A 24,644-nucleotide genomic window follows, 5' to 3' on the forward strand; every position below is an offset into this window, starting at 1 on the left:
AGGACGATGAGCAAGTCGGGGATCCGATGGGCGGCGGTGCTCGCCGCGATGCTGCCCGCATTCGCGGGCCAGGCAGTCGAGCCCAGTGTCTGGCTGGGCAGCGACTGGAACGGGGCGGTGCCACACGCGATTCGGTTGAGACTGGATGCCGGTGGCGGCGATCTCCGTTTGGGGGCGCCACTCGCATGCACCGTGCCGCTCGAGCGCGATGCGGACGTCTACGTGGTGGGCCTGTCCGTGGCCGGCGGTGCGGCCTGCGATCGCCTGCTGGGCCGCAGGCTGACCGTGACCCGGGACGGCGGCGAGATGCGCCTGGGCGGCGTGTCCGCGGCGTCGCTGACCTTGCGCCCGGCGGGCGATGCGACGATCGCGGCCGATGCGCAGACGCTCATGCTCAGGGAGGCACGTGGGGGCGCGGTCGAGTTGGCGCTCGACGCCGCTGTGCTGGGCCAGCGGTCCGGCAAGTGGTACCAGTATGGGGCGGGGGGCTGCCAGGTCATCCTGGAGCTGGCAGCGCTCAAGCCCGGACAGCAGTGGCACGTGTTCACCGCCAATTCGAATGGCGGGCGGTGCGACTGGCTGGTGGGCGGGACGATCATGCTCGCGCCTACGTCTGGCGGCTTGCCCGTCGTGCGCGACGGCAACGGCGGTGCCGTCGTCCTGGTGCCGAAGTGAGGGCGGGGCTATGAACAGCATGCTGGTCCAGCTCTGGATCGTGCTCGCTGGCGTCAGCGGTGCGCTGCTGCCGCTGATCCTGGACGACACGCCGTCGCGGCATCGCGCGATGGTGCGGGTGACTTGCGGGGCACTGGTGGCGGTATTCGTCGGACCTGCGCTCAACGAGCGCTTCTTCGCCGGTGCCGGGGCGCATCTGCAGGCGGGTATTGCGTTTCTGGTCGGCTGTTTCGGCCTGCAGGCGACCGCCATCCTGCAGCGGCTGCTGCACCGCCGGGGCGATCGCATGGCCGAACGCCTGGTCGAGCGGGTCGTGGGCAGGGATCGGGAGGACGCGCCATGAATCCTGCGTACCTGGTCGTCACGTCGCTGCTGGCGGCCGCGGCGCTGTGGATGATGACCGCGACCGTGTACGGACGCGGGATCAAGCTCTGCTGCGCGCTGGTCGCCGCCGGTGCCATCGTCGACGTGGTCGGGCTGGTCGAAGCGATGCTGACAGCCAGCGGCTACGCGGCGATCTGGCCGGGCGAACTTGTGCTCAACGCCGGCATGGCGCTGCTCATGATCGAGTGGACGCGTATCGACCGTCGACCGTCCCACGACCCGGCAGCGCATGGGCCGGGGACGGGTGCGGACGGCCCATCGCCGTGATCTTGCGTCCAGCGCGGTCGATCTGGCGGCGTCCGCTGGCGGCCTGGGACAGGATCCGGGCACCGAAGGCCGGGACGGCGACGTGCTGCAGGCCGGCTATACCGGCAAGCCCACGCCGACATCGGGCGAGCACGCCGACACCGGCCTGGCTGGCAGGTCGATGGCCTCGCATGTCGCGAGGGGGCGATCGGGATCGCCGCCCGGTCCCGAGGGCTGCGTCAGGCGCGCCGCTTCTGCAGCCGGATGTCGCCGCCGCCCACGTCGCGCTCGTCGCCCCATCCCAGGCGCCGGTAGAACCCTGCCGCGCGCGATTCGCGCGCGGTCTCGAGCCAGGCGACGGGATGGCGGGCGAACAGCGCCTGCTCGGCGCGCGCGACGAGCGCCCGGCCGATGCCGCGGCCTTCGTGGCTCGGCAGCACGAAGGCGGCGAAAAGCGACCCCGCCTGCTCGTCGATCATCGCGAACGCCACGATCGTCGACGCTTCGCATGCCACCCATGCGCACGGCGCCTGCGCGAGCATCTGTGCGACCGAGGCATGGGTGATGCCCAGCTCGGCCAGTTCCTCGAGCGTCAGCGCGTTCTCGCGCACCGACGTGCGCACCGCGAAGATGTCGTCGATGTCTTCGATCTGGGCGGCGCGCAGTAGCAAGGGCATGGCCTGGGGCATGTCCGCAATGATAGCGCCCTGCGGTCCCCCCCCTGCAGCCTGCGGCGGCGTCGCGGTCGGCGCGCGGACCGTTACGGCGCCGTCGCGGTGTCCAGGCGCTGGCGGATCTCGCCGAACTGCACGTCACCCGAAGCGCTGCGGTAGCAGGGTGTATTGAAGAAACCGACGATGTACGACTGCGGCCCCTTGTCGAAGCCCGAATCCAGCGAATAGGCATCGCCGGTCTCGCTGTCGGTGGCCGCGACGTTGACGCCGCCGTTGGGCAACTGCCGGTATCGCGTGACTGGCCAGCCGGCCGCGTTCCAGCGAGCGTGCACGTCGTCGAGGATGCGACCGGCATCCTGCGCATGGGCCACGCCCTGCAGCCCCACCCAGATGTAGTAGAGGTCGTTGCGCTGTTCGCCTTCCGTGCCTTCGCAGCGGTTGACCCGCACCGAGAACTTCTCCCGGCCGATCGGCAGGGTCTCCAGGAATGCTTCGACCCGAGGCACGAACTCGCGTGCCGCCTGCAGGCTGTCCTTGGTCTCCATGGTGTCCATCTGTACTCCGTCGGATGCGGCCTGACAAGCCGTGCCGGCGGACACGGCGAGCAGTACGCTGGCGATGGCGCCGGCATGCAGGCGCGCGCGCAGTGGGGTCACGCCTGGGTCGTTGCTGGCCTTTGCAACGTGCCGGCGCAAGATCGGGCGCGAGGCGTCAACGGGGCGCCACCGTGGAGACCATGCCGGGGTTTCCGGTCATGATGTACGCCTGGTTGCGTAGCGATTCGCCGCCTGGGTTCCAGTACTGCGAATGCCCAGAGGCGTCGCCGGTGTCGATCCGCTGGCCACCGTAGCCCGCGTTCACGGGATTGGGCCCATGGATCCAGCGGGGGGTGAACCTGATCTCGTCGTTGTTGGCCATGCCCGACCAGAAGTGCGCATCGTCGACGTGCAAGTCCTCGACGCTCCCCACGCCGAGTCCGGGGCTGCCCATGACGACGACATCGTCGACCGCCAGGCCGCCGGTTCCCAGCGCATCGGCGTGGCCGATCACGGTCGAGCCGTAGGAGTGGCCGATGATGGTCACGCGCGCGCCCGGGCTCTGGCTGGACGTGCGCAGCCCTTCGGTGAAGGACCTCAAGTCCTGCGCGCCGTCCGCGGCAAAATCGTCGCGGCGCGCGCTCCAGACAGTGTCCGGCGCGTCGTAGCCGAGCCAGACGATGGTGGCGTTCTCGCCTGCGCCCGGAACCATGTCCGCTTCCGCGCGCAAGTCGTCGACACGGTCGAGCGAGCCGCCGATGTTGGAAAGATCGCTGCCCGTGCCGGGCACATAGATGCCCACGTTGTCCGCGGTGTCGGGATTGCCGAGGCTGGCGACGACCCGGGCGTCCGGCGAATTGCCGGCCCCTGGCGGCGTGTAGCCGAGCAGATAGATGTCCGCCGCGTCCGGGTCGTGCCAACTGCCCTCGATCCGGTCCAGCAAGGCCTGGGCGTTCTGCCGGTCGGTGCCGTTGATCGCATCCGCCCGCAGTACGTCGAGGTTTGCCGCATGGCGGACCTCCGCCGGTAGACCATCCAGCGCACCCAAGCTGGCGGACTGGTAGGTCTGGTAGGCCTGCTGCTCCTGAGGCGCCAGGCCGTGCCACCAATCCGCGGACTGGCGCGCGTCCATGCCTGCCGGCGGCGGCGCGGGACAGTACGGCGGCAACGCGCCGCCTGATACGGCATCGAACTGGAGTGCGTGTGTCACGGCAGCCTCCTGCAGACCGCGGGTGTCGCATTCGAGCATAGCCAGCCCGGACCCGCTCGCAAGCTGGGGGCGACCCGGGGTCCCGGCTCGGCGGCCGAGGGCGCGATCACGTCGAATCCCGCGTCTTCGGGCGACCGGGCGCAACGACCACGCGCGTCCGGATGTTCGCTGTGGCCGGGCGGCCGGCACCACGCCCGTCGCATGACACGCCTGCCGCGATGGCCTAGGCTTCGCGCCTCCCCCCATGCAGACGAATCCGGCGCCGCCGGCGTGGCCTGTCGCGGCCGGCGCGTTCGCGCCCACCGTCAGTCCCAGCGATGCGGCGCCGGCTCGATCGATCACACGAATGTCGCAGACCCCGCCGCTGTCCGATCCCGCCGCCGTGCCCGGTCCCGCGTCCCCACCGCAGGGGTTCGCGCTCGGCGTCGTCGGCGCTGCCGCGTTCGCGCACCTGCTCAACGACCTGATCCAGGCCACGTTGCCGGCGATCTTTCCGATGCTCAAGGCCGACTTCGATCTGAGCTTCGCGCAGATCGGCGGCATCGCGCTGGTCTACCAGATCACCGCCTCGCTGCTGCAGCCGTGGATCGGTCTGTACACCGACCGTCACCCCATGCCGTATCTGCTGCCGGCCGGCATGGCGGTGACGTTCGTCGGCATCGCGACCCTCGCGGCGGCGCACAGCTATCCGATGCTGTTGCTGGCGGCAGCGATCGTCGGCGTTGGCTCGGCGACGTTCCATCCCGAGGCCTCGCGCGTGGCGCGGATGGGATCGGGTGGGCGCTTCGGCACCGCGCAGTCGACATTCCAGGTCGGCGGCAACACCGGTCAGGCCATCGGGCCGCTGCTGGCGGCCGCGGTCGTGATCCCGCACGGGCAGTCGGCGGTCGCCTGGCTGATGCTGGTCGCCGCGCTGGCGGTGTTTGTGCTGCTGCGGCTCACGCGCTGGTCGGTGCAGCATGGCCAGGCGCGGCTGGCGAGTCTGGCGGGCCGCCGCGGCAGCGGATTGCCGCGCGGCAAGGTCGTCCAGGCGATCGCGGTGGTGGCGGTGCTGATGTTTGCGAAGTTCGTCTACATCGCCTCGTTCACCAACTACTTCACGTTCTACCTCATCGAGCGGTTCGGCCTGGGTGTGCAGCAGAGCCAGGTCTGCCTGTTCCTGTTCCTCGGCGCGATCGCACTGGGCACGTTTGCCGGCGGTCCGGTCGGCGACCGCATCGGGCGCAAGGCGGTGATCTGGATCTCGTTCCTGGGCGTGGCGCCGTTCGCGCTGGCGCTGCCGTATGTCGGGTTGGTGGCGACGGCCGTGTTGGCGGTGGTGATCGGCCTGGTGATGTCGTCGGCGTTCGCCGCGCTGGTGGTCTACGCGCAGGAGGCGGTCCCGGGCCGCGTGGGCATGGTGTCGGGCGTGATGTTCGGCCTGATGTTCGGGATCGGCGGGATCGGCGCGGCCGCGCTCGGCCAACTGGCCGACGCGCGCGGCATCGTCTGGGTGTACCACGTCACCGCGTTCCTGCCGCTGCTGGGGCTGGCGACGGCGCTGCTGCCGCGCACGCCCGGCGGCCGGATCTGAGCGAGCCCACCGCGCGCGGCGACGCTTACCCGCCTTGCCCGAAGAGCCCGAACACCAGACGCCCACCGGCAAGCAGGAACCCATCGTGGATGCGCAGGCTCACGACCAGTTCGAGCGCCAGTGCCAGTGCGAGGATCCACCGCAAAGGCAGACGGGCGGCGATCGCGAAGCCGAGCATCGCAAAGCCGGTGTCGGCCAGCGAGTTGAGGATGCTGTCGCCATGGTAATCCGGCGCGGCGTTGGTCGCATTGTTCAGTAGGGCGATGACGCCCGGCGTGTTCTCGACGATCTCCCAGGCGGTGCTGCTGATCAGTGCCAGCATGGCGCGGTCGATGCGCGGCCAGCGCGGGCGCAGCCAGGTGAAGACGAGGTAGAGCCCCATTCCGAAGACGACGTGGAGCAGCGAGTAGGCATCGGCGACCTGCTGGGAGTTCTGCGCAGGATCGTCGCTGAACTGCCACAGCGAGACCACGCCGCAGGGACACACCAGGCTGCGGTCCAGCAGCGCGAGCCACAGCACGTGCAGGGCCAGGGTGGCCACGACGAGCAGGCAGTCGTGACGCAACCAGCGCAAGCGCGGGAAAGCCAGCCTGTCCTCCAGACGCCAGCCCGAGCGCCAGGATCGGGGCCGAGTCACGGGCGCCCCGGCCTTCGGGCCACGCGGCACTGACGCGGCCTTCCACGAGGTCTGGGTACGCTGTCGCATCCGCCTGCGACGCCGGCCATGTCCCTGCTCACCAACACTGCGGTCTTCCTCTGCACCCTGGCTGCGATGGAGTGGGTGGCCTGGGCCGCGCACAAGTACATCATGCACGGCTGGGGATGGGGCTGGCATCGTTCGCACCATGTGCCGCGTCGCGGGCGCTTCGAGAAGAACGACCTGTTCGCGGTGGTGTTTGCCGGCATCGCGATCGCGCTGATCTACCTGGGGACGAACGGCCGGCCGCCGCTGCAATGGATCGGCGCGGGCATGACTGCCTATGGCGCGCTCTACTTCATCGCCCACGACGGCCTGGTGCACCAGCGCTGGCCGTTCCGCTACGTGCCGCGGCGCGGTTATCTCAAGCGCCTGTACCAGGCCCATCGCATGCATCACGCGGTGGACGGCAAGGACGGCTGCGTGTCGTTCGGCTTCCTGTGGGCGCCCTCGGTGGACCGGCTCAAGACCGATCTGCGGCGCCTCCACGGCGGCCCGCTGCGGCGGCACGAGGCGCGCAGGTCACCGCCCCGCGTCTGAGGCCGACGGCCGCTGCCACAGCGTTGCCGGGCGCGCGGGCGAGACCTGCCGCCGCGAATGCAGCGCGGTGCCGGCGGCGCGCAGGAGCAGCCGCAGCTTGGTCGCACGCGAGGTGCTGACCCGCCGATCCCAGGCACGCGCGCCTTCGCGTTCGACCCGCAGGCCGATCTCGCGATAGACCCCGTGGGCCGCGGCGACCGCCCACGCCGAGCGCAGCGGCAGTGCCGCCAGGCCGTGCATGGCGGAGGCGTAGTAGGGCTCTGCGGCGCGTACGAGCGCTGCGGCCATCTCGGCCAATGCGTGCCGGTGGCGAGGGTCGGCCAGTTCGGTCCTCGGCACCTGGTGCGCGGCCAGCCAGGCCTGGGGCAGGTAGCAGCGGCCGACCCGCGCGTCGTCGACGATGTCGCGGGCGATGTTGGTCAGCTGGAACGCCAGACCGAGGTCGCAGGCGCGGTCGAGGGTGGCCTCGTCGTGCGCGCCCATGATGCGCGCCATCATCAGGCCGACCACGCCGGCGACGTGGTAGCAGTAGCGCAGCGTGTCGTCGAATGTGTCGTAGCGGTGCCCCTCGACGTCCATCGCGAAGCCGCCCAGATGCGCCAGCGGCAGTGCGATCGGGATGCGGTGTGCCCGTGCGACGGCCTGCAGCGCGGCGAAGGCGGGCGCTGTCATCGTCTCGCCCGCGTAGGCGCGGTGGGTCTGGTCATAAAGCACTTGCAGGCGCTCGGCGCCACCGCTCTCCCGATCCGCCGCACCGCCCGTGCCCAGCTGCTGGCCATCGACGACGTCGTCGCAGTGGCGGCACCAGGCGTACAGCAGCACGGCGCTGCGGCGGGTGTCGGCGTCGAACAACCGCGATGCGGTGGCGAAGCTCTTGGAGCCGACCGCGATCGTGCGATGCGCATGCGCGAGCAGCGCGGTGCTCATGCCGGGGCGCTGTCGAGCATCAACCGCGCTGTGGCCTTGGCCGAGCCGACCACGCCGGGGACGCCGGCGCCGGGATGGGTCCCGGCGCCGACGAGATAGAGATTGGGAATATCGGCGTCGCGGTTGTGCGGACGGAACCATGCGCTTTGGGTCAGCACCGGCTCGAGCGAGAACGCCGAGCCGTGATGCGCATTGAGCGTGTCGCGGAAATCGAACGGGGTGATGAAGCGGCTGGTGACCAGTTGCTGGCGCAGGCCGGGCATGTAGAGGCGCTCGAGGTAATCGAAGATGCGATCCCGGTAGCGTGGGCCTTCGGTGTCCCAGTCGATGTCGGCGTTGCCCAGATGCGGCACCGGTGCGAGCACGTAGTGGCTGCCGCAGCCGGGCGGCGCGAGCGACGGATCGGTGGCGCAGGGCGCGTGCAGATAGAGCGAGAAGTCGTCGGCCAGGGTCTTGCCGTCGAAGATCTCGTCGATCAGCCCACGGTAGCGCTGGCCGAAGCACACGGTGTGATGCCGCAACTGCTCTTGGCGGCGATCCAGGCCGAAGTACAGCACGAACAGCGACATGCTGAAGCGCTTGCGCTTGAGCGCGGCTGCCTGCCGTGCGCCGCGCGGGTGGTGGCCCAGCAGGCGGTCGTAGGTGTGCACGACATCGGCATTGGAGGCCAGCGCGTCGAGCGCGAAATGCCGGCCGTCGGCGAGCTGCACGCCGGTCGCGCGCGATTGTTCGACCTCGATCCGGGCGACGTCGGCATTGAGTTCGATGCGCCCGCCCATGTCCTCGAACAGGCGCACCAGCCCACGCACCAGCGCGCCGGTGCCGCCACGCGGGAACCACACACCCCACTGCCGTTCCAGCGCGTGGATCAGGGTGTAGATGGACGAGGTCTTGAACGGATTGCCGCCGACCAGCAGCGAATGGAACGAGAACGCTTGGCGCAGGTGCTCGTCCTGGATGAAGCGCGCCACCATGCCATACACGCTCTTCCACGCCTGCAGCCGGGCCAGACGCGGGCCGGCGGCGAGCATGTCGCGGAACGACAGGAACGGCACTGCGCCCAGTTCGATGTAACCGGCTTCGAACACCTCCTTGGAGTACGCGAGGAAGCGCCGGTAGCCGGCGACATCGGCCGGGTTGCGCGCGTGGATCTGACGGTCGAGCGCCTCCTGGTCGTTGGCGTAATCGAAATGCGAGCCGTCCTCCCAGCACAATCGGTAGAACGGCTCGACCGGCAGCAGCTCGACGTAGTCGGCCATGCGCCGGCCGGTCAGTGCGAACAGTTCCTCCAGCGCCGAGGGGTCGGTGATGACGGTCGGACCGGCGTCGAAGACGAAGCCCTGGTCTTCGTAGACGTAGGCGCGGCCGCCGGGTTTGTCGCGCTTTTCGAGCAACGTGGTCTGCCAGCCGCCGGCTTGCAGCCGGATGGCGAGCGCGAGCCCGCCGAAACCCGCGCCGATGACCACGGCGCGTCTGGGTGCCGTCATGGTGTCTTCCTCGAGGCGATGGGGGTGTCGCGCACCGCGCGCCAGGCGGCTGCGACCGGGACCGGTGGCTTGCCGGCGACGATGCGCAGCTTGTCCAGGAATTGCAGTCGGTCGGCATAGAACCGCGCGATCAGGCCCGCCGGCAGACCATAGAAGCGCTGCATCACGCGCCAGCGGTCTTGCGGGCGTCCGGCACGGAACAGCATGCGGTTGAGCGCGCGGAAAAATGCCTGGCGTTGCCAGTGCGTGTGCGCCTCATTGCGGGTGAGCGCGTACAGGGAGGCAGCATCGAGCCGGGGGCTTGCGGCGATGCGGTCGGCGAGCCGGACGGCGTGGGGCAGCGAGTAGCCGGTGGTCGGGTGAAACAACCCGGCAGCAAGGCCGGCGCGCGGCTGGCGGCCGCCCTCGTCCCAGAACGCATCGAAGTCGCCGTCGAGCACGATCGGCAGTACGCCGCGTTCCTCGCGCAGGCAGGTCGCGACCTGCCAGCCGCGGTCGCGCGCGTAGCGGTCGATGTTCGCGCCGAGCGCATCGACGTCGGGCCGGGCGTCGTCGACGTAGTGGGTGTCCTCCACCAACACGGTGTCGGCGGAGAACGGCAGCAGGTAGACGAACCGGTAGCCCTGCCCCTGGGCCACGTCGGCGTCCATGATCACCGGCAGTTCCAGCCCATGCGGTTGCGCGGTGCGCAGCACGCGACCGAGAAACGCTTGGTGGCCGAGCGCCATGAATCGGCTGGAGCGCGCGCCGCGGCCGTCGATGACGGCTCCGGCGGTGTGCGTGCGACCATCGCCGAGCACGACCTGGGTCGGCGTCAGATCGACGACCGATGTGCCGCAGCGCAGCGCATCGCCGAGCGCGTCGCGCAGGCGCGCTGCGAGGGTGTCCGACAGCACGCTGGCATAGCCCCCGTCCAGGCGCCGCTGGCGCTCGGGAAACCGCACCGTGTACGCCGGCCAGTGGCGATGCACCAGCGGCGCGAGCCAGCGCCGCTGCGCGTCGCCGAGGTCGCTGTCGTGGAACGACCAGGTGTGGTTGCCGCCGGGCTGGGGACCGCGCTCGAGCATCAGCACGCGCAGGTTCGGGCGGGTATCGCGCAGGCGCAGCGCGATCAGTGCGTTGGCCAGCCCGCCGCCGACCAGGATCAGGTCGTGGTGCGCGTCCATCAGGCCGCCTCGGCCAACACGGGGCGGGCGGTGGCCGCCACCGCTTCCGCGATCCGGGCGGCGCGTGCGCTGCCGCCCGCGGCCTGTGCCGATGCGCCCAGGGCTTGCGCACGCTGCCGGAAGTCCGGTTCGGTGAGCAGCCGGGTGAGCAGGCGCCGCAGCGTGCTGGCGCCGACCAGGTGCGCGGAGGCTTTCAGGCCGGCGCCGGCGTGGACCACGCGCGCCGCGACGCCCGGCTGGTCGAAGGCGATCGGCAACGCGAGGATCGGTGTGCCGGCGATGCAGGCATCGAGGACGGTATTGAGCCCGGCGTGCGAGATCACCGCATTGGCGCGCGCGAGCATCGCGCGCTGCGGCACGAAGTCGACGACCTCAACCGCACCGGGGACCTGCAGGCTGCGCGCCTGGGGCGGCGACAGACCGCCGCAGTGGGCCAGCACCAGATGCGCATCCAGCCGGCGGCAGGCGCGCACGATGCGACGGAAGATCCCCAGCCGCTGGCCCTGCAGGGTGCCCAGCGACGCGAACACCACCGGCCGGTCCACGGCCAGATCCAACGGCAGCGGCGGATCGGGCGTGGCGTCGCGCAACGGGCCGACATGATGGAAGTGCGCGGGCAGCGCATGGCGCGGGAATTCCAGCCCGACGACGGTCTGGCTGAGCTGCGCGTACGGCGACAGGCAGTCGTGCAGCGCTTGGCGGGGCGACAGGCCGAATGCCGCCGCGTGGCGCGCGATCACCCGCCCGTGCGGCGCCATCAGGCGGTCATAGATGCGGCTGCTCGCCTCGCACAGCTGCCGTGTCCGGGCGTCATCGGCGTAAGCCCACGGCATCACCGGCAACGGCACGCCGGGCTCGCGGTTGACCGGCAGCGCGCAGGCGACCGAGACATAGGGCAGGCCGAGTGCTTCGGCCACCAGGCCGCCGGCCGCCTCCATCTGGTCGCAGACCACCGCGTCGACCCCCGCGCGCGCGAAGGCATCGGGCAGCGTGCGGCACAGCAGGTCGGTGGCCTCGGCGATGTCCTGGATGACGCGGCGCAGGCCCAAGGGGCCACCGGGCCGCGCGGCACGCCGCAGCATCGCGGCCAGCGTGCCGGCAGGCTGGTCGGCCGCCCCGACCCCGCGAAACCCGATGCGCGAGTCGCTGAGCCAGGCCGCGGCCTCGGGCAGGTGGAAGAAGGTGGCCTGGTGGCCGCGGTCGATCAGCGCCTGCGCGACCGTCTGCAGCGCGCGCATGTGACTGGGGAAGGGCGGGGCGACGAATGCGAAGTGGGTCATGCGGGCGGCGGGACGCGATCGCCGTGCCGGTCGCGCAGGGGAGCCCGGCCCAGGGCGTCGAGATCGCGGCTGCCGGTGCAGAAGCAGGCGATCCGTAACTGGCGCACCACGATCTCGAAATGGGCGATGACCGCCTCGGTCGAGGCCACCGCGCTGGCCAGCAACGACGCGGCCTGGCCGACGAGATCGGCGCCCAGGGCGATCGCCTTGGCGGCGTCGACGCCGTCGCGGATCCCACCCGAGGCGATCAGCGTGGCCTCGGGCAGCGCCCGGCGGACGGCAGCGATCGCCTGCGCGGTCGGGATGCCCCAGCCGGCGAAGGCCATCGCCACGGCCCGGTCCGCAGGATCACGTGCGCGTTCGGCCTCGACCGCGGCCCAACTCGTGCCGCCGGCGCCGGCGACGTCGATCACTGACACGCCGGCCGCCCACAGGCGACGGGCGACGTCGGGCGACAGGCCCGCCCCAACCTCCTTGGCCACCAGCGGGACCGACGTGCGCGCGGCCAGATGCTCGATCGCGGCGAGGATGCCGCGCCAGTCGCGGTCCCCGCCCAGCTGCACTGCTTCCTGCAACGGATTGAGATGCACGATCAACGCGTCGGCGTCGATCATCTCGATCGCACGCCGCGCGAGGTCCGGGCCGCCGTCGCGTAACTGCGCGGCGCCAAGATTGGCGAGGATCGGCACATCGGGCGCGCGGCGCCGCAGGTCCCGGGTCAGGCCGTGGTCGGCCGGGGTTTCCAGCGCCACCCGCTGCGAGCCCACGGCCAACGCGATGCCCAGCGACTGCGCGGCCTCGGCGAGGTGGCGGTTGATCGCGGTCGCGCGCAGCGCGCCGCCGGTCATCGAGCTGATCAACAGCGGTGCGCGCAACGGGCGTCCGAACAGCGTCGTCCCCAGGTCGATGGCATCGAGGTCGAGCTCGGGCAGCGCGCAGTGCTCGAACGCATAGTCGGCCAGACCGGTTGCGACGCGCGTGCAGGCGCGAGCGTCGTCGAGCACGATGTCCAGATGGTCGTTCTTGCGCGCCACCAACTGCGCGGCATCGTCGGCGCCAGATGCCAGCTTCATCGCGGCGCCCCGAACAGGCGGCTGCAGTACGCTGCCAGGGCGCCGTCCTCGCCGTAGATCTCGGCCAGCGTGTCGCGGGCGCGCCGCAGATGTGCGCGCAGCCGGCGCTCGACTTCGTCGGCGCCGAGCAACGCCAGCAGCGTCGATTTGCCGGCGTCCTGGTAACTGTCCTTGCCGGTGGACGCACTGTCGTGCCGGTCGCGCAGATCGTCTTGCAGCTGGAAGGCCTGGCCCAGGTCGAGCGCGACCCGGACGAGCGCACGCCGCGTGGCGTCGTCGACATCGCTGAGCAGCGCGGTCATCTCCAGCGCCGCCGCGAACAGCGCACCGGTCTTGAGGTGGTTGGTGTCGGCGATGTCGTCGGCGGCGCGGACGCCGCTGTCGCGCAGATCCAGGCACTGGCCGCGGACCAGACCCTGCGGCCCGATCGCGGTGGCGAGCACGCCGACCATGCGCGCGCGGGCGGCCGGGGTCGCGCCCGGCAAGGCTGCGACCGTCGCAAACGCCTGGCTGAGCAGGCCGACCGAGGCCAGCGCGGCGACGTCCTCACCGAAGCGACGATGGATCGTTGGCCGACCGCGTCGCAGCGTGGCGTTGTCCATGCACGGCATGTCGTCGAGCACCAGCGATGCGGCGTGCACCATCTCCACTGCGCAGCCCAGGTCGAGCAATGCCGACGGGTCGCCGCCCAGTTCCCGACCTGCGATGACGACCATCAGCGGTCGCGTCCGCTTGCCCGACGTGAGTGCGGCCTCGCGCATGGCCATGCAGACCAGATCGCGGTGATCCGCGGGACGGGGCAACAGGTCGGACAGGCGCGCGTCGACGCTGTCTCGCAGTCGTTCGGCCGACGGCGCATCCTGCAGCGGAACGGCCAGAGCTCGCATGGAGATTCCTCGGGATGCAGGGAAACGACGTGTTAGCCCGCCGGACCGAAGACCGGTCGCAGACGACGGCGTGCGATGCAGGGACGTGCGCCCCAATCCTCGCCGAATCCCTGTCGAGCCCGCGTTCACATCCCAAGAAACCGGGGTCAGAGTGCAATTTCCAAGGAAATTGCACTCTGAACCCGGTTCTAGAGGAGGCGGGCGCGGATTTCGGTGGCGATCCGTGCGGTTTCGCGCAGGGGAACGACGGGGGTGTCGGGCAGGGCGTCGCCCAGCACATGGAGGCGGCCGTCGGCGATCAGGCTGTCGACGAAGCGGCGCGGGCCACCGTCGATGCGCTCGGGGGCGAACACGAACACCGGGGCGCGGGTCGCGGCGGCCTCGGAGAGCATGTTGACCGAGTCGGCCGAGCAGACGATGCGGTCCGCCCAGCCGAGCAGGCCGGGGTAGGGGTTCGCGCCGTCAGCGTCATCTGCCCAGACCAGGGCGGCGCGTTGGGCGTAGCGGGCGCGCAGCGCCGCGCGCACGGGGAGCGGCGTCCGCCGCGAGCCCGCGATCAGCAGGCTGCCGCCGTCGCGGGCGATCAGCGCATCGAGCTGCGCGGCGAGGGTCTCGAATGCGGTGACATCGAAGCGCCCGTGCTTGGAATCGCCGCCCAGCAGCACTGCGATCCGCGGCCCTGGCAGCATTCCCAGTGCCGGATGCGCGGCGCGGGCGGCGGCCAGCCAGTCATCATCGACCGGATGCAGGCTGCCGCGCGCGACCAGCACGTTGTCGCCGCGCAGGGCGTCGTGCGCGGGTACGACGACGAGATCCCAGTAGTGCGGATCGATGCGCGGGTCGAGGATCTGCACCGTGCGGGCGCCATGGGCGCCGGCGAGGCGGGTGGCGAGTGCCGCCTGTCGGCCGCAGCCGATCGCGAGCGCAGGGGGCGTATGCAGCTGCGCTCGATATCGGTCGCCGAACGCGGTGTCGGCGCTGGGCAGGCGTCGGGGGGCGGCCCAGCGCCAGGGCGCCCGGGGCGTGAGATGCCACTGCGTCACGCCGGCAGCCGACGCCACCGCCGCCGCCAGGGCTTCGGCCTGTCGGGCGTTGCCGGCGCGGCCGTCGCTGACTGCCCAGATATGTCGGCAATCGGCGCCGTCGTGCGGGTTTCGTTCCACGAGTGTGACCATCCGTTCCGGGCGGTGCACGCGCGCCACCGCCGCGTGACTCTACACTGCGGCCCAATCCAGTCTTTGCGAGACGTTCGATGACCGATGCCCTGCCCGATGCCGCGCTCGACCAGTTGTTCCGCACCGCCCGGACTTACAACGGGTTCGGCGGACAGATCGACGATGCCACGCTGCACCGGCTCTACGACCTGCTGAAGTTCGCGCCGACCTCGGCCAACATGTCGCCGGCCCGCTTCGTGTTCGTCAGGTCCGCCGAAGGCAAGGCGCGGCTGGCGCCGGCGCTGAGCGAGGGCAATCGCGACAAGACGCTGTCGGCGCCGGTCACGGTCATCATTGGCCACGACGAGGACTTCCACGAGAAGTTGCCGTTCCTGTTCCCGCATACCGATGCCAAGTCATGGTTCGACGGCCCGCGCGAGAACCGGCGCGAGGCCGCGTTCCGCAACGGCAGCCTGCAAGGCGCGTACCTGATCCTGGCCGCGCGTGCGCTCGGCCTCGATACCGGCCCGATGTCGGGCTTCGACAATGCCAAGGTCGACGCCGAGTTCTTCGCCGGCACCTCGGTCAAGTCGAACTTCCTGGTCAATCTGGGCAAGGGCGATCCCTCGACGATATTCCCGCGCTCGCCGCGCCTGCCGTTCGACGAAGCCGCGCGCATCGTCTGAAGGCACCCGCACCCCCGCCCCGCAACTCCCATCCACGTAACTGAGGACACTGCCATGCGCACTACCCGTCTGCTGCTCCCGCTTGCCGCCGCCATCGCTCTTGCCGCCTGCGGCCAGCAGGACGGCGCGCCCGCCACCACCGCCGATGTCCCCGCCGCGTCCGCGCCCGCCCAGCCCTCGGGCGAGGCGATGGCCGAAACCCAGGACACCGCCCAGGCGATCGCCGGCGTGTCGGGCACCTACGTGCTCGATCCCCACCACACCGACGTGGTCGCGCAGTGGAGCCACTTCGGCTTCTCGCATCCGGTGGCGCATTTCGGCCAGGTCGAAGGCCGCATCGTGTACGACGCCGACAACGTGTCCGCCTCCTCGGTCGAGGTCACGCTGCCGCTGGCCGGCCTGAACTCGCATGTCTCCGAGTTCGACGACCACCTGCGCAGCGCCGATTTCTTCGACGCGGCCAAGTATCCCAACGCCACGTTCAAGAGCACGTCGGTCGAGAGCGCGGGCACCAATAAGCTCAAGGTCACCGGCGATCTGACGATCAAGGACATCACCAAGCCGGTGGTGCTCGACGTGACGATCAACAAGTTCGGCGAGCAGCCGATGGTCAAGCGCGCCGCCGCCGGCTTCGACGCCGTCGCGCAGATCAAGCGCAGCGATTTCGGCGTGGGCGCCTATGCCCCGAACGTCAGCGACGAGGTCGAGCTGCGGATCACGACCGAGGCTGTCGTCGCCGAGGACGCCGCCGCACCGGCCGCTGCCGCCGCGCAGTAAAGTCCGCTGCCGCCGGTGCGCCGGCGGCAGGGTCGCGAGTCCCAGCGGGGCCCGTGGTCAATCCCGGGCCCTGCGTATCTTCGTCGTGGGCGCCGTGTGCCCACGGCCCATGCCCCCACCCGACGCGCTGTGCGCGTCGACCCGCCCCGCGCGGGGGAGGTGACACGCGTTCGATGCGCGTCTCCCCTCTGCTCCATCGTCGCACCGCCAGGAGTGCCGTCATGAAACTGCATCGCCCCGCCGACGCTCGCGGCCAGGTCCGGACCGACTGGCTCGACAGCCGCCATACCTTCTCGTTCGGCCACTACCACGATCCGGCGTGGATGGGCTTCGGCCCGCTGCGCGTGATCAACGAGGACCGCGTCGCCCCAGGCGGCGGTTTTCCGACTCACGGCCACGCCAACATGGAGATCCTCAGCTACGTGCTCGAGGGCACACTGGCGCACGCGGACAACCAGGGCGGCCGCGGCGCGCTGTCGGCCGGCGAACTGCAGTGGATGGGCGCCGGGCACGGCATCGAGCACAGCGAGTTCAACGGCTCGGCGCAGGCGCCGGTGCACTTCCTGCAAATCTGGATCCAGCCCGACCGCGTCAACCTGCCGCCCGGCCACGCGCAGCGCGCGTTCGACCCAGCCGCGCGGCGCGGCACCTGGGCGGTCCTCGCCTCGCCCGACGGCCGCGACGGCAGTCTGGCGATCCGCCAGCAGGCGACGCTGCAGGGCGTGCTGCTGGACGAGGGCGAGCGTGTCGAGACGACACTGTCGCCGGACCGGCGCTACTGGCTGCAGGTCGCGCGCGGCGCGGTGCGCGTCGACGGCGAGCGGCTGGCGGCCGGCGATGCGCTGGGCTGGGTCGATGAGGCCGCAACGCTGGTCGTCGAAGGCGCGGGCGAGGCCCTTGCCGACGTCTTGCTGTTCGACCTGCCACGCTGAGCGCGGCCACCGCGGCGGGGGCCCGACGGGCAGCCGGCGCGCAGGCTAGAATGGCGGCCTTCCACGTTCGATCGAAGCCGCCGCCATGACCGCAGCCAACGTCCAGCCGACGCAAGCCAATGCCGCCAAGCAGTACGAGGTGCGCCGCGCCGACCTGCCGCTGAGCTGCCCGCTGCCGTCGATGGCGCTGTGGAATTCGCATCCGCGCGTCTACCTGCCGATCGAGGCCGAAGACGGCGCGGCCGATTGCCCGTACTGCGGCGCGCACTTCGTCCTGGTCGATTGACCGTCGGCGGCGTCGCCGTCCACCGCGCCGCATGCGTCGTCCGCTGACCGTCGTCCAGCTGTTGCCGGCGTTGTCGTCGGGCGGCGTCGAGCGTTCGACGATCGAGATCGCATCGGCGCTGGTCGCGGCGGGGCACACGGCCATCGTCGTGTCGGCCGGCGGGCGGCTGGTGCCCGAGCTCGAGGCCACCGGCGCGCGCCACATCGCGCTCGACATCGGCGTCAAGCGGCCCTGGGCGCTGCGCCATGTACGCACGCTGCGGCGGCTGTTCGCCGAGACCGGTGCCGACATCGTGCACGCGCGCTCGCGGCTGCCGGCTTGGCTGGGCTGGCTGGCGGTGCGCGGCATGCCGGACGCGCGGCGCCCGCGCTTCGTCACCACGATGCACGGGCTGAACTCGCCGTCGCGCTACAGCGCGATCATGGCGCGCGGCGAGCGTGTGATCTGCGTGTCCGAGACCGTGCGCGCGCATCTGCTGCGCCACTATCCGCAGACCGACCCGACTCGCCTGCGGGTGATTCCCCGTGGCATCGATCCGGTGCGCTTCCCAGCCGCGCCGCGTCCCGATCCGCAAGCGCGCGCGGCCGTCGCCGCCGCCCATCCGGCGCTCGGCGGCGACGGCCCGCTGTTGTTGCTGCCGGGCCGCGGCACCCGCCTGAAGGGACACGGCGATGCGATCGCGCTGCTGGCGGCCGTGCGCGCGCAGGGCCTCGATGCGCGGCTGTGGATGCCAGGCGCGCGCGAGGCAGGCCGCGAGGCCTACCTCGATGCCTTGATGCGCGAGGCCGAGGCAGCCGGCTGCGGCGCTGCGCTGGCGATGACGCCGCCGACCTCGGCGATCGTGCAGGCCTATGCGGCCAGCGACCTGGTGCTGCAGCTCTCCCGCAAGCCCGAGGCCTTCGGCCGCACCGTGATCGAAGCGCTGTCGTGCGCGCGGCCGGTGCTGGGCTGGGCCCATGGCGGCGTGGGCGAGCTGCTGGCCGAACTGCAGCCCGAAGGTGCGGTGCCGCCGTTCGACGCCGCCGCGCTCGCCGACGCGGCGATGGGCCTGCTGGTCCGGCCGCCGGCGCCACCGGCTACGATGCCCTACACCCTGCAGGCCATGCAGGCAGCGACACTGACGGTCTATGACGAACTCGACGACGACGATTGAGCCTGTGGGCACCACGCCTGCACCGCAGGCGGTGGGCTGGCGCTGGGCGCCGCACTGGGTGCTGGCGTTCGTGATCCTGTGGCCTGCGCCCGGCTACGCCGAAGGCGTGATGGTGCTCGGTGCCCTGGTGGCGATCGTGCTGTTGCTGCGCGCGCGCTTCCGTGGCGGCAGCGCGCTGCTCAGCGCCCCGGCCTGGGCGCTGACCAGCGTGCTGTTCTGCGCGTACTGGCTGCCGCAGCTGATCTCGGCGATCGACTCGGTCGATGTCGGGCGCGCGTTGCGCGAAGCCCTGGTCGACCTGCGCTACCTGCCGTTCCTGTGGTTGGTCGCCTCGGCGGTCGCCGACCGGCGGGGGCGCCGCATCACCCTGGGCGGGCTGGCGATCATCCTCGCGGTGTGGACGATCGACGGCCTGGTCGAGGTGTTCTTCGGCACCAGCCCGCTGTTCTTCGGCATCGACCAGCTCAAGCACCTGATCAGCCACCGGCCGATGTGCACGCCCGAGCAGGTGGCGATGGCCGACCGCCTGGGCGGCGTGCTCGGGCCCTGCAACCTCAAGCTCGGCATCGTGCTGGCGAGCCTGGCGCCGTTCGCACTGTATGCCGCCGGGCGGCGCTTCGGCGCAGCGGGCTGGGTTGTGGCCAGTGCCGCGATCGGCGTGGTGCTGCTGTTCGCCGGATCGCGCGCGTCGTGGCTGACCTACGCGCTGGTGCTGCTGTTCTCGGGTTGGCGGTTGCTGGGCTGGAAGCGGCTGCTGGCGGTGTTCGTGGCGGGCGCGGCAGTATCGGTGGTCGTGGCACTGGTCTCGCCGCAGGTGCGCGAGCGCGTCGAACGTACCGCGATGGGGCTGTCGGCCGACCAGTCGGGCGTCGACACTGCGCTGTCGGGCCGGACCCGCATCTGGGGCGCAGCCTGGTGCATGGTGCGCGAACACCCGGTCAACGGCGTGGGCGCGCGCGGCTTTCGCGAGGCGTTTCCCGATTGCGACCCGCGGCCCGGGCAAGTGGCCGAGTGGGGTGATGGCCCGGCCTACCACGCCCACCAGATCGTGCTCGAAGTCGCCAGCGAGACCGGCCTGATCGGCGTGCTGCTGTGGCTGGCCGGCCTGGCGCTGGCCTGGCGCGCGTGGCGGTACGCGACGCCGGCCGCGCGCGCATGCGCGCGGCCGGCGATGCTGGCGTTGGCGGTGACGGTGTTCCCGCTCAACACCCACCTGGCGTTCTATTCGACCTTCTGGGGCGGCTTCACGCTGCTGCTGTCGGCGCTCTATGCCGGCAGCTTGCTGGCGCGCGAGGAGCCGGCGCCGCCGGGCGACAACGCGGTGCGCTGAAGCCGAGCCCCTTCACTCGGCTCGGCGCCCGGTGCCCGCGAATGGCGTCAGTACAGCTGCGCGCCATCCGGTTGCCGCTTGAAGCGGCGATGGATCCACAGGTACTGATCAGGCGCGGCGCGGGCCATGGCCTCGATGCCGGCCATCACCGTGGCGGTGTCCGCGGTCGCGTCGGCGGTCGGATAGGGCGCCGGTGCTGGCGTCAGGGTCAGCGTGTAACCGCCATCGGGACGGCGCACGTGCTGGTAGAACACCACCGCCGCACCAGACATGCGCGCCAGTTGGTGGGTCGAGGTCAGGCTGTGCGCGGGCCGGCCGAAGAACGGCACGTAGACCGCGTCGCCGCCGCTGGGGTCCTGGTCGGGCGCGTACCAGAGCAGGCCGCCGCGCTTGAGGTGGCGCACGGTGCCGCGCACGTCGCGTTTGGGGAACATCGCCGCCGCATAACGCGCGCGGCCACGGCGCACCGCCCACTCCATCGCAGGCGACGTGTGCGGACGGTACATGCCGGCCAGCGGGACGTAGTCGCACATCAGCCGACCGCAGACCTCGAGCGTGGTGAAGTGGCCCGACACCACGATCACCCCGCGCCCCTGCGCGCGCGCGGCCTCGATGTGCTCGACACCCGCCACGACCAGCCCGCGGCGCAGCGGTTCGATCGAGCCCCACCACGCGCGCGCGAACTCGAACAGGCCAATGCCCAGGGCGTGGAAATGCGCGCGCAGCAGCGCCTTGCGCGCGGCGGCGTCGCGCTCAGGGAAGCACAGCGCGAGATTGCGGTCGGCGATCCTGCGGCGGCTCGCAAGCGCAAGCCGCAATGTCGTACCGATTGCACGGCCCAGCGCGCGCTGCAGTGGCCAGGGCAGGCGTGCGGCCAGCGCCATCAGCCCGATGCCGCACCACGCCGGCCAGTGGCGGGGGGCGAGCGGCGGACGGGGGAAGACGGGGGGCGCGGAAGACATACGGCCATTGTAGAAGCTGTGCGTCGCTGCGCCGTCTCTCGAATCCAGCCAACCGAATCCCGCACCACGCCCATCCGCTATCCTGTCGCGATGCGCGCCGACCTTACCGAACGACTGTTGCGCGGCCTCTATTCGGCGCTGCTGGTCGTGCTCGTGCCGGTGACGGTCTACCACCTGATCTGGCGGGGCTTCCGCCAGCCGGCCTACCTGCAGCGCTGGAATGAGCGCTATGGGGTCTACAGTGGCGCACCGTCGCCGACGCCGGTCTGGGTGCACGCGGTCTCGGTTGGCGAGGTCAATGCCGCAGCGCCGCTGATCAATGCCTTGCTCGAGCGCGATCCCGGGTGCCGGTTGCTGGTGACGACGATCACCCCGACCGGCTCGGAGCGGGTACGCGCGCTGTGGGGTGAGCGGGTCGAGCACGTGTACCTGCCCTACGACCTGTCGGGCGCGGTGCGGCGGTTCCTCGCCCGGTTCCAGCCCGGTATCGGCCTGATCGTGGAAACCGAGATCTGGCCCAACCTGCTGTTCTGCTGCCGCGATGCCGGCGTGCCGACGGTCATCGTCAACGCGCGGCTGTCGGCGCGCTCGTTGCGCGGCTATCGCGTGTTGCGGCCGCTGGTGGGGCGCGCACTGCGGACGGTGCGCCGGGTCGCGACGCAGTCGGCCGACGATGCCCGCCGCTTCGTCAAGCTCGGCGCGGCGCGCGAGCAGGTCGTCGACGTGGGCAACCTCAAGTACGACATCACGATCGACGAGGGCGCGGTCGCGGCGCTAGCAGCGACATTCCGCGCGAGCATCGGCGGGCGGAAGGCGTGGATCGCCGCGAGCACGCATCCCGACGAGGAGGCGGCGGTGGTTGCGATCCACCAGCGCCTGCGCGCGCGCTGGCCGGACCTGCTGCTGATCTGGGCACCGCGCCATCCCGAGCGTTTCCGCGGCGTCGCGCAGCTGGCGGTCGAAGCCGGATGGCGCGTGGCCACGCGTGCGTTCACGCGCTGGCCGGATGCGAGCGACGACGTGTTCGTGCTCGATACGCTGGGCGAGCTCGGCGCGTTCTTCGCGTGCGCCGATGTCGCGTTCGTCGGCGGCAGCCTGCAGGACATCGGTGGCCACAACCTGCTCGAGCCGGCCGCGGTCGGCGTGCCCGTGGTGACCGGCCCGCACCTGCAGAACTTCGTCGACATCGCCCGTCAGCTCGGCCGCGCTGGCGCGCTGCGCATCGGCGAGGACGCCGACGCGGTCCACGACCATCTGGCCACGCTGCTGGCCGATGCCGATGCGCGAACTGTGATGGGCGAGGCAGGTCGCGCACTGGTCGCCAACGGCCGCGGTGCGCTCGCGCGGACGCTGGCGCTGATCGCAGACGATCTGCCGGCACCTGACACGACAACGGCGCGGATCGGTCGATCCGCACCGCACGTGCAGGAGCGCCAGTGAATCAGTTGGCCATGCAGACGGCGTAGACGGTCAGATTCTCGACCCGCGCTGGGTGCTGGGACAGCTGGATCCGCCAACCCTGGTTTCCCGATGCCGTTTGGACCGGCATCATCGAAGTGAAGATCGGCACGTTGAATTGGGCGTCCGTGAACTGGTAGCCCCCGCTGACCACCTGCTCGCCCGGCAGGCACTCGGCTTCCAACAACTGGTTCTGGTTGATGGTCTGGGTGGGCGAGGAGCGAACGGTGATCTGCGCGGCGAGCGCCCCGTTGGCCAGCAGCAGACCGACCGCGAGCCCGCTGCATACGAGCATCTGCTTCATCTCATGTTCCTATCAGTGAAGGAACCGAGACCATAGCCGCGGCGTGGCCCCGCATCTGTGACGCGGGGCACGGGTTGAGACGACGCGGCAATACACCAATCAGTTCGTACGCTGGCCGTCGCCGGTGCCAGTCGAGGCTTGCACGCCGTTGACGTCGACCGTCAGCTGACGGTTGACTTCCTGCAGGTTGCCGATGTCCAGCGTGCCCGCGGCCTGCTCGAGCAGCAGCCGGCTCTGCAGGAAGTTGTACTTGGCGAATGCATACTGCTGGCGCGCCGAGAACAGGTTCTGCTGGTTGATCAGCACGTCGATGACGGTGCGCGTGCCGACTTCCAGGCCGACCTGCGAGGCCTCGTAGGCGGCGTTGGCCGAGACCAGCGCCAGCCGGCGCGCCTCGACTTCGGTGATGCCGGCGACGAGGTTCTGGTAGGCGCTGCGGGTATTGCGCTCGATCGCACGGCGCTGGGCCTCGTACTGGTCGGCCGCGATGTCGCGCTGGGCGATCGATTGGCGCACGCGCGACTGGGTCGCGCCACCACTGAAGATCGGCACGGTCAGTGACACGCCGATGCTGTTGGTCTCGCCGCGCTGTGCGAGCGCGCCGGGGTTATCCCGGCCCCAGCTGTCGCTGTTACCGTAGCTGGCGCTGAGATCGAGCGTCGGCAGGTGCCCGGCTTTCGCCGCGGCGACGCCATGCTCGTTGGCGGTGACCTGGTACTGCAGCGCCTTGAGCTGCGGGTTCTGCTCCAGCGCGGTGGCGACCCAGGCCTCGGCGTCGCGGCCCTCGGGCAACTGCGGGGTGAAGTCGTCGGGCAGGCCGCGCAGGTCGGTGACCGGCTGACCGGTGATCTCGGCCAGCGCCTGGTAGGCGTCCTGCAGCGCGTTGCGGCGCAGGATCGTGTTCGCACGGGCGCCGTCGTATTGGGCGCGCGCTTCGTGCACGTCGGTGATCGGCGCCAGGCCGACTTCCAGGCGCTTGTCGGCGAAGTCGAACTGGCGCTTGAAGGCCTGCTCGGCCGCTTCGGCGGCAGCCAGCGTCTCGGTTGCGATCAGCACGTCGAAGTAGGCCGAGGCGGTGCGGGTGATCAGCGAATCGTTGTCGGCGTCGAGCTGGAAGTCCGCCGCAGTGCTCAGCGCGCGCTGCGAGCGCAGCGAGGCGATCCGACTCCAGTCGAACAGCACTTGGCCGGCGCTGACACCGTAGCTGCGCGTGCGCGCCTTGCCCGACAATCCCGCGACGCGGCTGTCGCTCAGCGACGCGCTGCCGTTGATCTGCGGCAGCAGACCCGCGCGCGCCTGCACCGCGCCTTCGCGGGTCGACAGCCGCTGCGACTCTGCGATCGACAGCGTCGGGTCGTTGGTGCGGGCCAGTTCGTAGGTCTGGACGAGATCGGCGGCGAACAGCGGGCCGGATGTCAGCGCGAGCGCGAGCGACAGGAACAGGGGGCGGCGGAACATCGGGGAGTCCTTCGGTCGATCAGAGGGAGAAGTGCGGCACCGGGGCAGCCCCGGCGAGATAGGCGAGCCCGGTCTCGAACAACGACTCGATGCGCGGCGCGTTGACGTCCTCGCCCTCGCGCCAGACCAGCACCGCTTCCATCGCGGGCGCCTGGCCGCGGACGATGAACATGCGGCCGCCGGGGCGCAGCCACTGCACGAAGCGGGCGGGCACGGTGTCGACGGCGCCGCCGACGCAGATCGCATCGAAGCGGCGCTCGGTGTTCCAGGCGAAGACGTCGGCGTGGACGACTTCGACATTGGCGATGCCCTGCGCCTGCAGCCGGCCGCGCGCGGCGTCGGCGAGGTCGGCGTGGCGCTCGAGGCTGACGACATCGCGGGCCAAGTAGCCCAGGCACGCGGCCAGGTAACCGCTGCCGGTGCCGATCTGCAGCACCTCGTCGCCCTGTTCGAGCTTGAGCGCCTGCAGCGTGCGGCCCTCGACGACAGGCTTGAGCATGGTCTCACCGTGGCCGATCGGCAGTTCCAGGTCGGCATAGGCCAGGGCCCGGCGCGCATCGGCGACGAACGCCTCGCGCGGCACGCGCGAAATCGTCTCGAGCACGCGTGCATCGAGCACGTCCCAGGGCCGGACCTGTTGTTCCACCATCGCCGCACGGGCCTTGGCGTAGTCGATCGTCATCGTTGCGGTTTCCTTGTTCGCCAGCGCGCAATTCTAGCGGTCGCGGGCAGGGTGATCATCGCGGGGCGCTCGGCGGGGGCGCAGTGCCGGAAGTCACCGGCCCTGTC

The 24,644-nt window shown here is 71.0% G+C and carries 27 protein-coding genes; 12 read left to right on the top strand and 15 right to left on the bottom strand.

From position 1 onward, the window contains the following. Positions 1-6: 6 nt before the first annotated feature. The 3 genes from ABE505_RS00765 to ABE505_RS00775 are packed head-to-tail and all read left to right on the top strand — an operon-like array spanning position 7 to position 1,326. Entirely contained in the window at positions 7-675 is a 669-nt protein-coding gene (locus ABE505_RS00765) for a hypothetical protein (protein ID WP_346444283.1), read from the top strand. A gap of 10 nt (positions 676-685) precedes the next feature. Further along, positions 686-1,018, top strand: coding sequence for a hypothetical protein (locus ABE505_RS00770; protein WP_346444284.1), 333 nt, complete (start codon positions 686-688; stop codon positions 1,016-1,018). Beyond that, positions 1,015-1,326 (top strand): hypothetical protein, encoded by a 312-nt coding sequence (locus ABE505_RS00775; protein WP_346444285.1) that lies wholly within the window; start codon positions 1,015-1,017, stop codon positions 1,324-1,326. Before ABE505_RS00770 ends, ABE505_RS00775 begins: the two co-directional genes overlap by 4 nt. Before the next feature lie 218 nt (positions 1,327-1,544). On the opposite strand, the gene ABE505_RS00780 is transcribed toward ABE505_RS00775, so the two are convergent. From ABE505_RS00780 to ABE505_RS00790, 3 genes are all read right to left on the bottom strand, one after another. Further along, positions 1,545-1,994 (bottom strand): GNAT family N-acetyltransferase, encoded by a 450-nt coding sequence (locus ABE505_RS00780; RefSeq protein ID WP_346444286.1) that lies wholly within the window; start codon positions 1,992-1,994, stop codon positions 1,545-1,547. A gap of 71 nt (positions 1,995-2,065) precedes the next feature. Continuing rightward, on the bottom strand, positions 2,066-2,635 hold the full coding sequence (locus ABE505_RS00785) for a hypothetical protein (RefSeq protein WP_346444287.1): 570 nt from the start codon (positions 2,633-2,635) through the stop codon (positions 2,066-2,068). Positions 2,636-2,690: 55 nt separating this feature from the next. Then, positions 2,691-3,647, bottom strand: a complete 957-nt coding sequence (locus ABE505_RS00790) for an alpha/beta hydrolase (protein ID WP_346444288.1) — start codon at positions 3,645-3,647, stop codon at positions 2,691-2,693. Between the two features lie 424 nt (positions 3,648-4,071). Here ABE505_RS00790 and ABE505_RS00795 point away from each other — a divergent pair, with 424 nt between their 5' ends. Further along, on the top strand, positions 4,072-5,298 hold the full coding sequence (locus tag ABE505_RS00795) for an MFS transporter (protein ID WP_346444289.1): 1,227 nt from the start codon (positions 4,072-4,074) through the stop codon (positions 5,296-5,298). A gap of 25 nt (positions 5,299-5,323) precedes the next feature. Here the strand turns inward: ABE505_RS00795 and ABE505_RS00800 are convergent, their stop codons facing one another. Next, positions 5,324-5,935, bottom strand: coding sequence for a DUF2585 family protein (locus tag ABE505_RS00800; RefSeq protein ID WP_346444290.1), 612 nt, complete (start codon positions 5,933-5,935; stop codon positions 5,324-5,326). A gap of 87 nt (positions 5,936-6,022) precedes the next feature. On the opposite strand from ABE505_RS00800, the gene ABE505_RS00805 reads away from it, so the two are divergent. Beyond that, positions 6,023-6,535 (top strand): sterol desaturase family protein, encoded by a 513-nt coding sequence (locus ABE505_RS00805; protein WP_346444292.1) that lies wholly within the window; start codon positions 6,023-6,025, stop codon positions 6,533-6,535. Here the strand turns inward: ABE505_RS00805 and crtB are convergent. From crtB to ABE505_RS00840, 7 genes are all read right to left on the bottom strand, one after another. Further along, complete coding sequence (gene crtB / locus ABE505_RS00810) at positions 6,518-7,462, bottom strand: 15-cis-phytoene synthase CrtB (RefSeq protein ID WP_346444293.1); 945 nt, start codon at positions 7,460-7,462, stop codon at positions 6,518-6,520. The two genes, ABE505_RS00805 and crtB, sit on opposite strands and share 18 nt — an antisense overlap. After that, entirely contained in the window at positions 7,459-8,949 is a 1,491-nt protein-coding gene (locus tag ABE505_RS00815; protein WP_346444294.1) for a phytoene desaturase, read from the bottom strand. Before ABE505_RS00815 ends, crtB begins: the two co-directional genes overlap by 4 nt. Continuing rightward, entirely contained in the window at positions 8,946-10,115 is a 1,170-nt protein-coding gene (gene crtY, locus ABE505_RS00820) for a lycopene beta-cyclase CrtY (RefSeq protein ID WP_346444295.1), read from the bottom strand. Before crtY ends, ABE505_RS00815 begins: the two co-directional genes overlap by 4 nt. Then, positions 10,115-11,395, bottom strand: coding sequence for a glycosyltransferase (locus ABE505_RS00825; protein WP_346444296.1), 1,281 nt, complete (start codon positions 11,393-11,395; stop codon positions 10,115-10,117). The genes crtY and ABE505_RS00825 overlap by 1 nt, the downstream gene beginning before the upstream one ends. Further along, complete coding sequence (fni, locus tag ABE505_RS00830; protein ID WP_346444297.1) at positions 11,392-12,468, bottom strand: type 2 isopentenyl-diphosphate Delta-isomerase; 1,077 nt, start codon at positions 12,466-12,468, stop codon at positions 11,392-11,394. Before fni ends, ABE505_RS00825 begins: the two co-directional genes overlap by 4 nt. Further along, positions 12,465-13,355 (bottom strand): polyprenyl synthetase family protein, encoded by an 891-nt coding sequence (locus ABE505_RS00835; RefSeq protein ID WP_346444299.1) that lies wholly within the window; start codon positions 13,353-13,355, stop codon positions 12,465-12,467. The genes fni and ABE505_RS00835 overlap by 4 nt, the downstream gene beginning before the upstream one ends. A 188-nt stretch (positions 13,356-13,543) precedes the next feature. Continuing rightward, a complete protein-coding gene (locus tag ABE505_RS00840) occupies positions 13,544-14,530 on the bottom strand; it encodes a mitochondrial fission ELM1 family protein (protein ID WP_346442630.1) in 987 nt (328 codons plus the stop codon). 77 nt (positions 14,531-14,607) lie between these two features. Here ABE505_RS00840 and ABE505_RS00845 point away from each other — a divergent pair, with 77 nt between their 5' ends. The 6 genes from ABE505_RS00845 (at position 14,608) to ABE505_RS00870 (ending at position 19,673) form a co-directional block, all read left to right on the top strand. Continuing rightward, positions 14,608-15,195, top strand: coding sequence for a malonic semialdehyde reductase (locus tag ABE505_RS00845; protein WP_346442631.1), 588 nt, complete (start codon positions 14,608-14,610; stop codon positions 15,193-15,195). 54 nt (positions 15,196-15,249) lie between these two features. Then, complete coding sequence (locus tag ABE505_RS00850; protein ID WP_346442633.1) at positions 15,250-15,972, top strand: YceI family protein; 723 nt, start codon at positions 15,250-15,252, stop codon at positions 15,970-15,972. Between the two features lie 221 nt (positions 15,973-16,193). Then, positions 16,194-16,904, top strand: a complete 711-nt coding sequence (locus tag ABE505_RS00855) for a pirin family protein (RefSeq protein WP_346442634.1) — start codon at positions 16,194-16,196, stop codon at positions 16,902-16,904. A gap of 85 nt (positions 16,905-16,989) precedes the next feature. Further along, entirely contained in the window at positions 16,990-17,190 is a 201-nt protein-coding gene (locus ABE505_RS00860; protein WP_346442636.1) for a zinc-finger domain-containing protein, read from the top strand. A 31-nt stretch (positions 17,191-17,221) separates the two neighbouring features. Further along, complete coding sequence (locus tag ABE505_RS00865; protein ID WP_346442638.1) at positions 17,222-18,343, top strand: glycosyltransferase; 1,122 nt, start codon at positions 17,222-17,224, stop codon at positions 18,341-18,343. Continuing rightward, positions 18,318-19,673: an O-antigen ligase family protein gene (locus tag ABE505_RS00870; RefSeq protein ID WP_346458259.1), complete on the top strand. Its 1,356-nt coding sequence runs from the start codon at positions 18,318-18,320 to the stop codon at positions 19,671-19,673. The genes ABE505_RS00865 and ABE505_RS00870 overlap by 26 nt, the downstream gene beginning before the upstream one ends. A 47-nt stretch (positions 19,674-19,720) precedes the next feature. Here ABE505_RS00870 and lpxL read toward each other — a convergent pair whose 3' ends face one another. After that, a complete protein-coding gene (gene lpxL, locus ABE505_RS00875) occupies positions 19,721-20,635 on the bottom strand; it encodes an LpxL/LpxP family Kdo(2)-lipid IV(A) lauroyl/palmitoleoyl acyltransferase (RefSeq protein WP_346442641.1) in 915 nt (304 codons plus the stop codon). 90 nt (positions 20,636-20,725) lie between these two features. Between lpxL and waaA the strand changes: the two genes are divergently transcribed. Further along, positions 20,726-22,075 carry a lipid IV(A) 3-deoxy-D-manno-octulosonic acid transferase gene (gene waaA, locus ABE505_RS00880; protein WP_346442642.1) on the top strand — a complete coding sequence of 450 codons (1,350 nt, stop codon included), beginning with the start codon at positions 20,726-20,728 and terminating at the stop codon, positions 22,073-22,075. Between the two features lies 1 nt (position 22,076). Here waaA and ABE505_RS00885 read toward each other — a convergent pair whose 3' ends face one another. The 3 genes from ABE505_RS00885 to ABE505_RS00895 all read right to left on the bottom strand — a co-directional run bounded on the left by ABE505_RS00885 (position 22,077) and on the right by ABE505_RS00895 (position 24,537). Beyond that, the gene (locus ABE505_RS00885) at positions 22,077-22,397 is read right to left on the bottom strand and encodes a hypothetical protein (RefSeq protein WP_346442644.1); all 321 of its coding nucleotides are present in this window, start codon (positions 22,395-22,397) and stop codon (positions 22,077-22,079) included. A gap of 99 nt (positions 22,398-22,496) precedes the next feature. Then, positions 22,497-23,855: a TolC family outer membrane protein gene (locus ABE505_RS00890; protein WP_346442646.1), complete on the bottom strand. Its 1,359-nt coding sequence runs from the start codon at positions 23,853-23,855 to the stop codon at positions 22,497-22,499. A gap of 19 nt (positions 23,856-23,874) precedes the next feature. Then, positions 23,875-24,537, bottom strand: coding sequence for a protein-L-isoaspartate O-methyltransferase (locus tag ABE505_RS00895; protein ID WP_346442648.1), 663 nt, complete (start codon positions 24,535-24,537; stop codon positions 23,875-23,877). Positions 24,538-24,644: the final 107 nt, after the last annotated feature.

This window comes from Luteimonas sp. TWI382, from assembly GCF_039674545.1.
GTDB lineage: Bacteria > Pseudomonadota > Gammaproteobacteria > Xanthomonadales > Xanthomonadaceae > Luteimonas.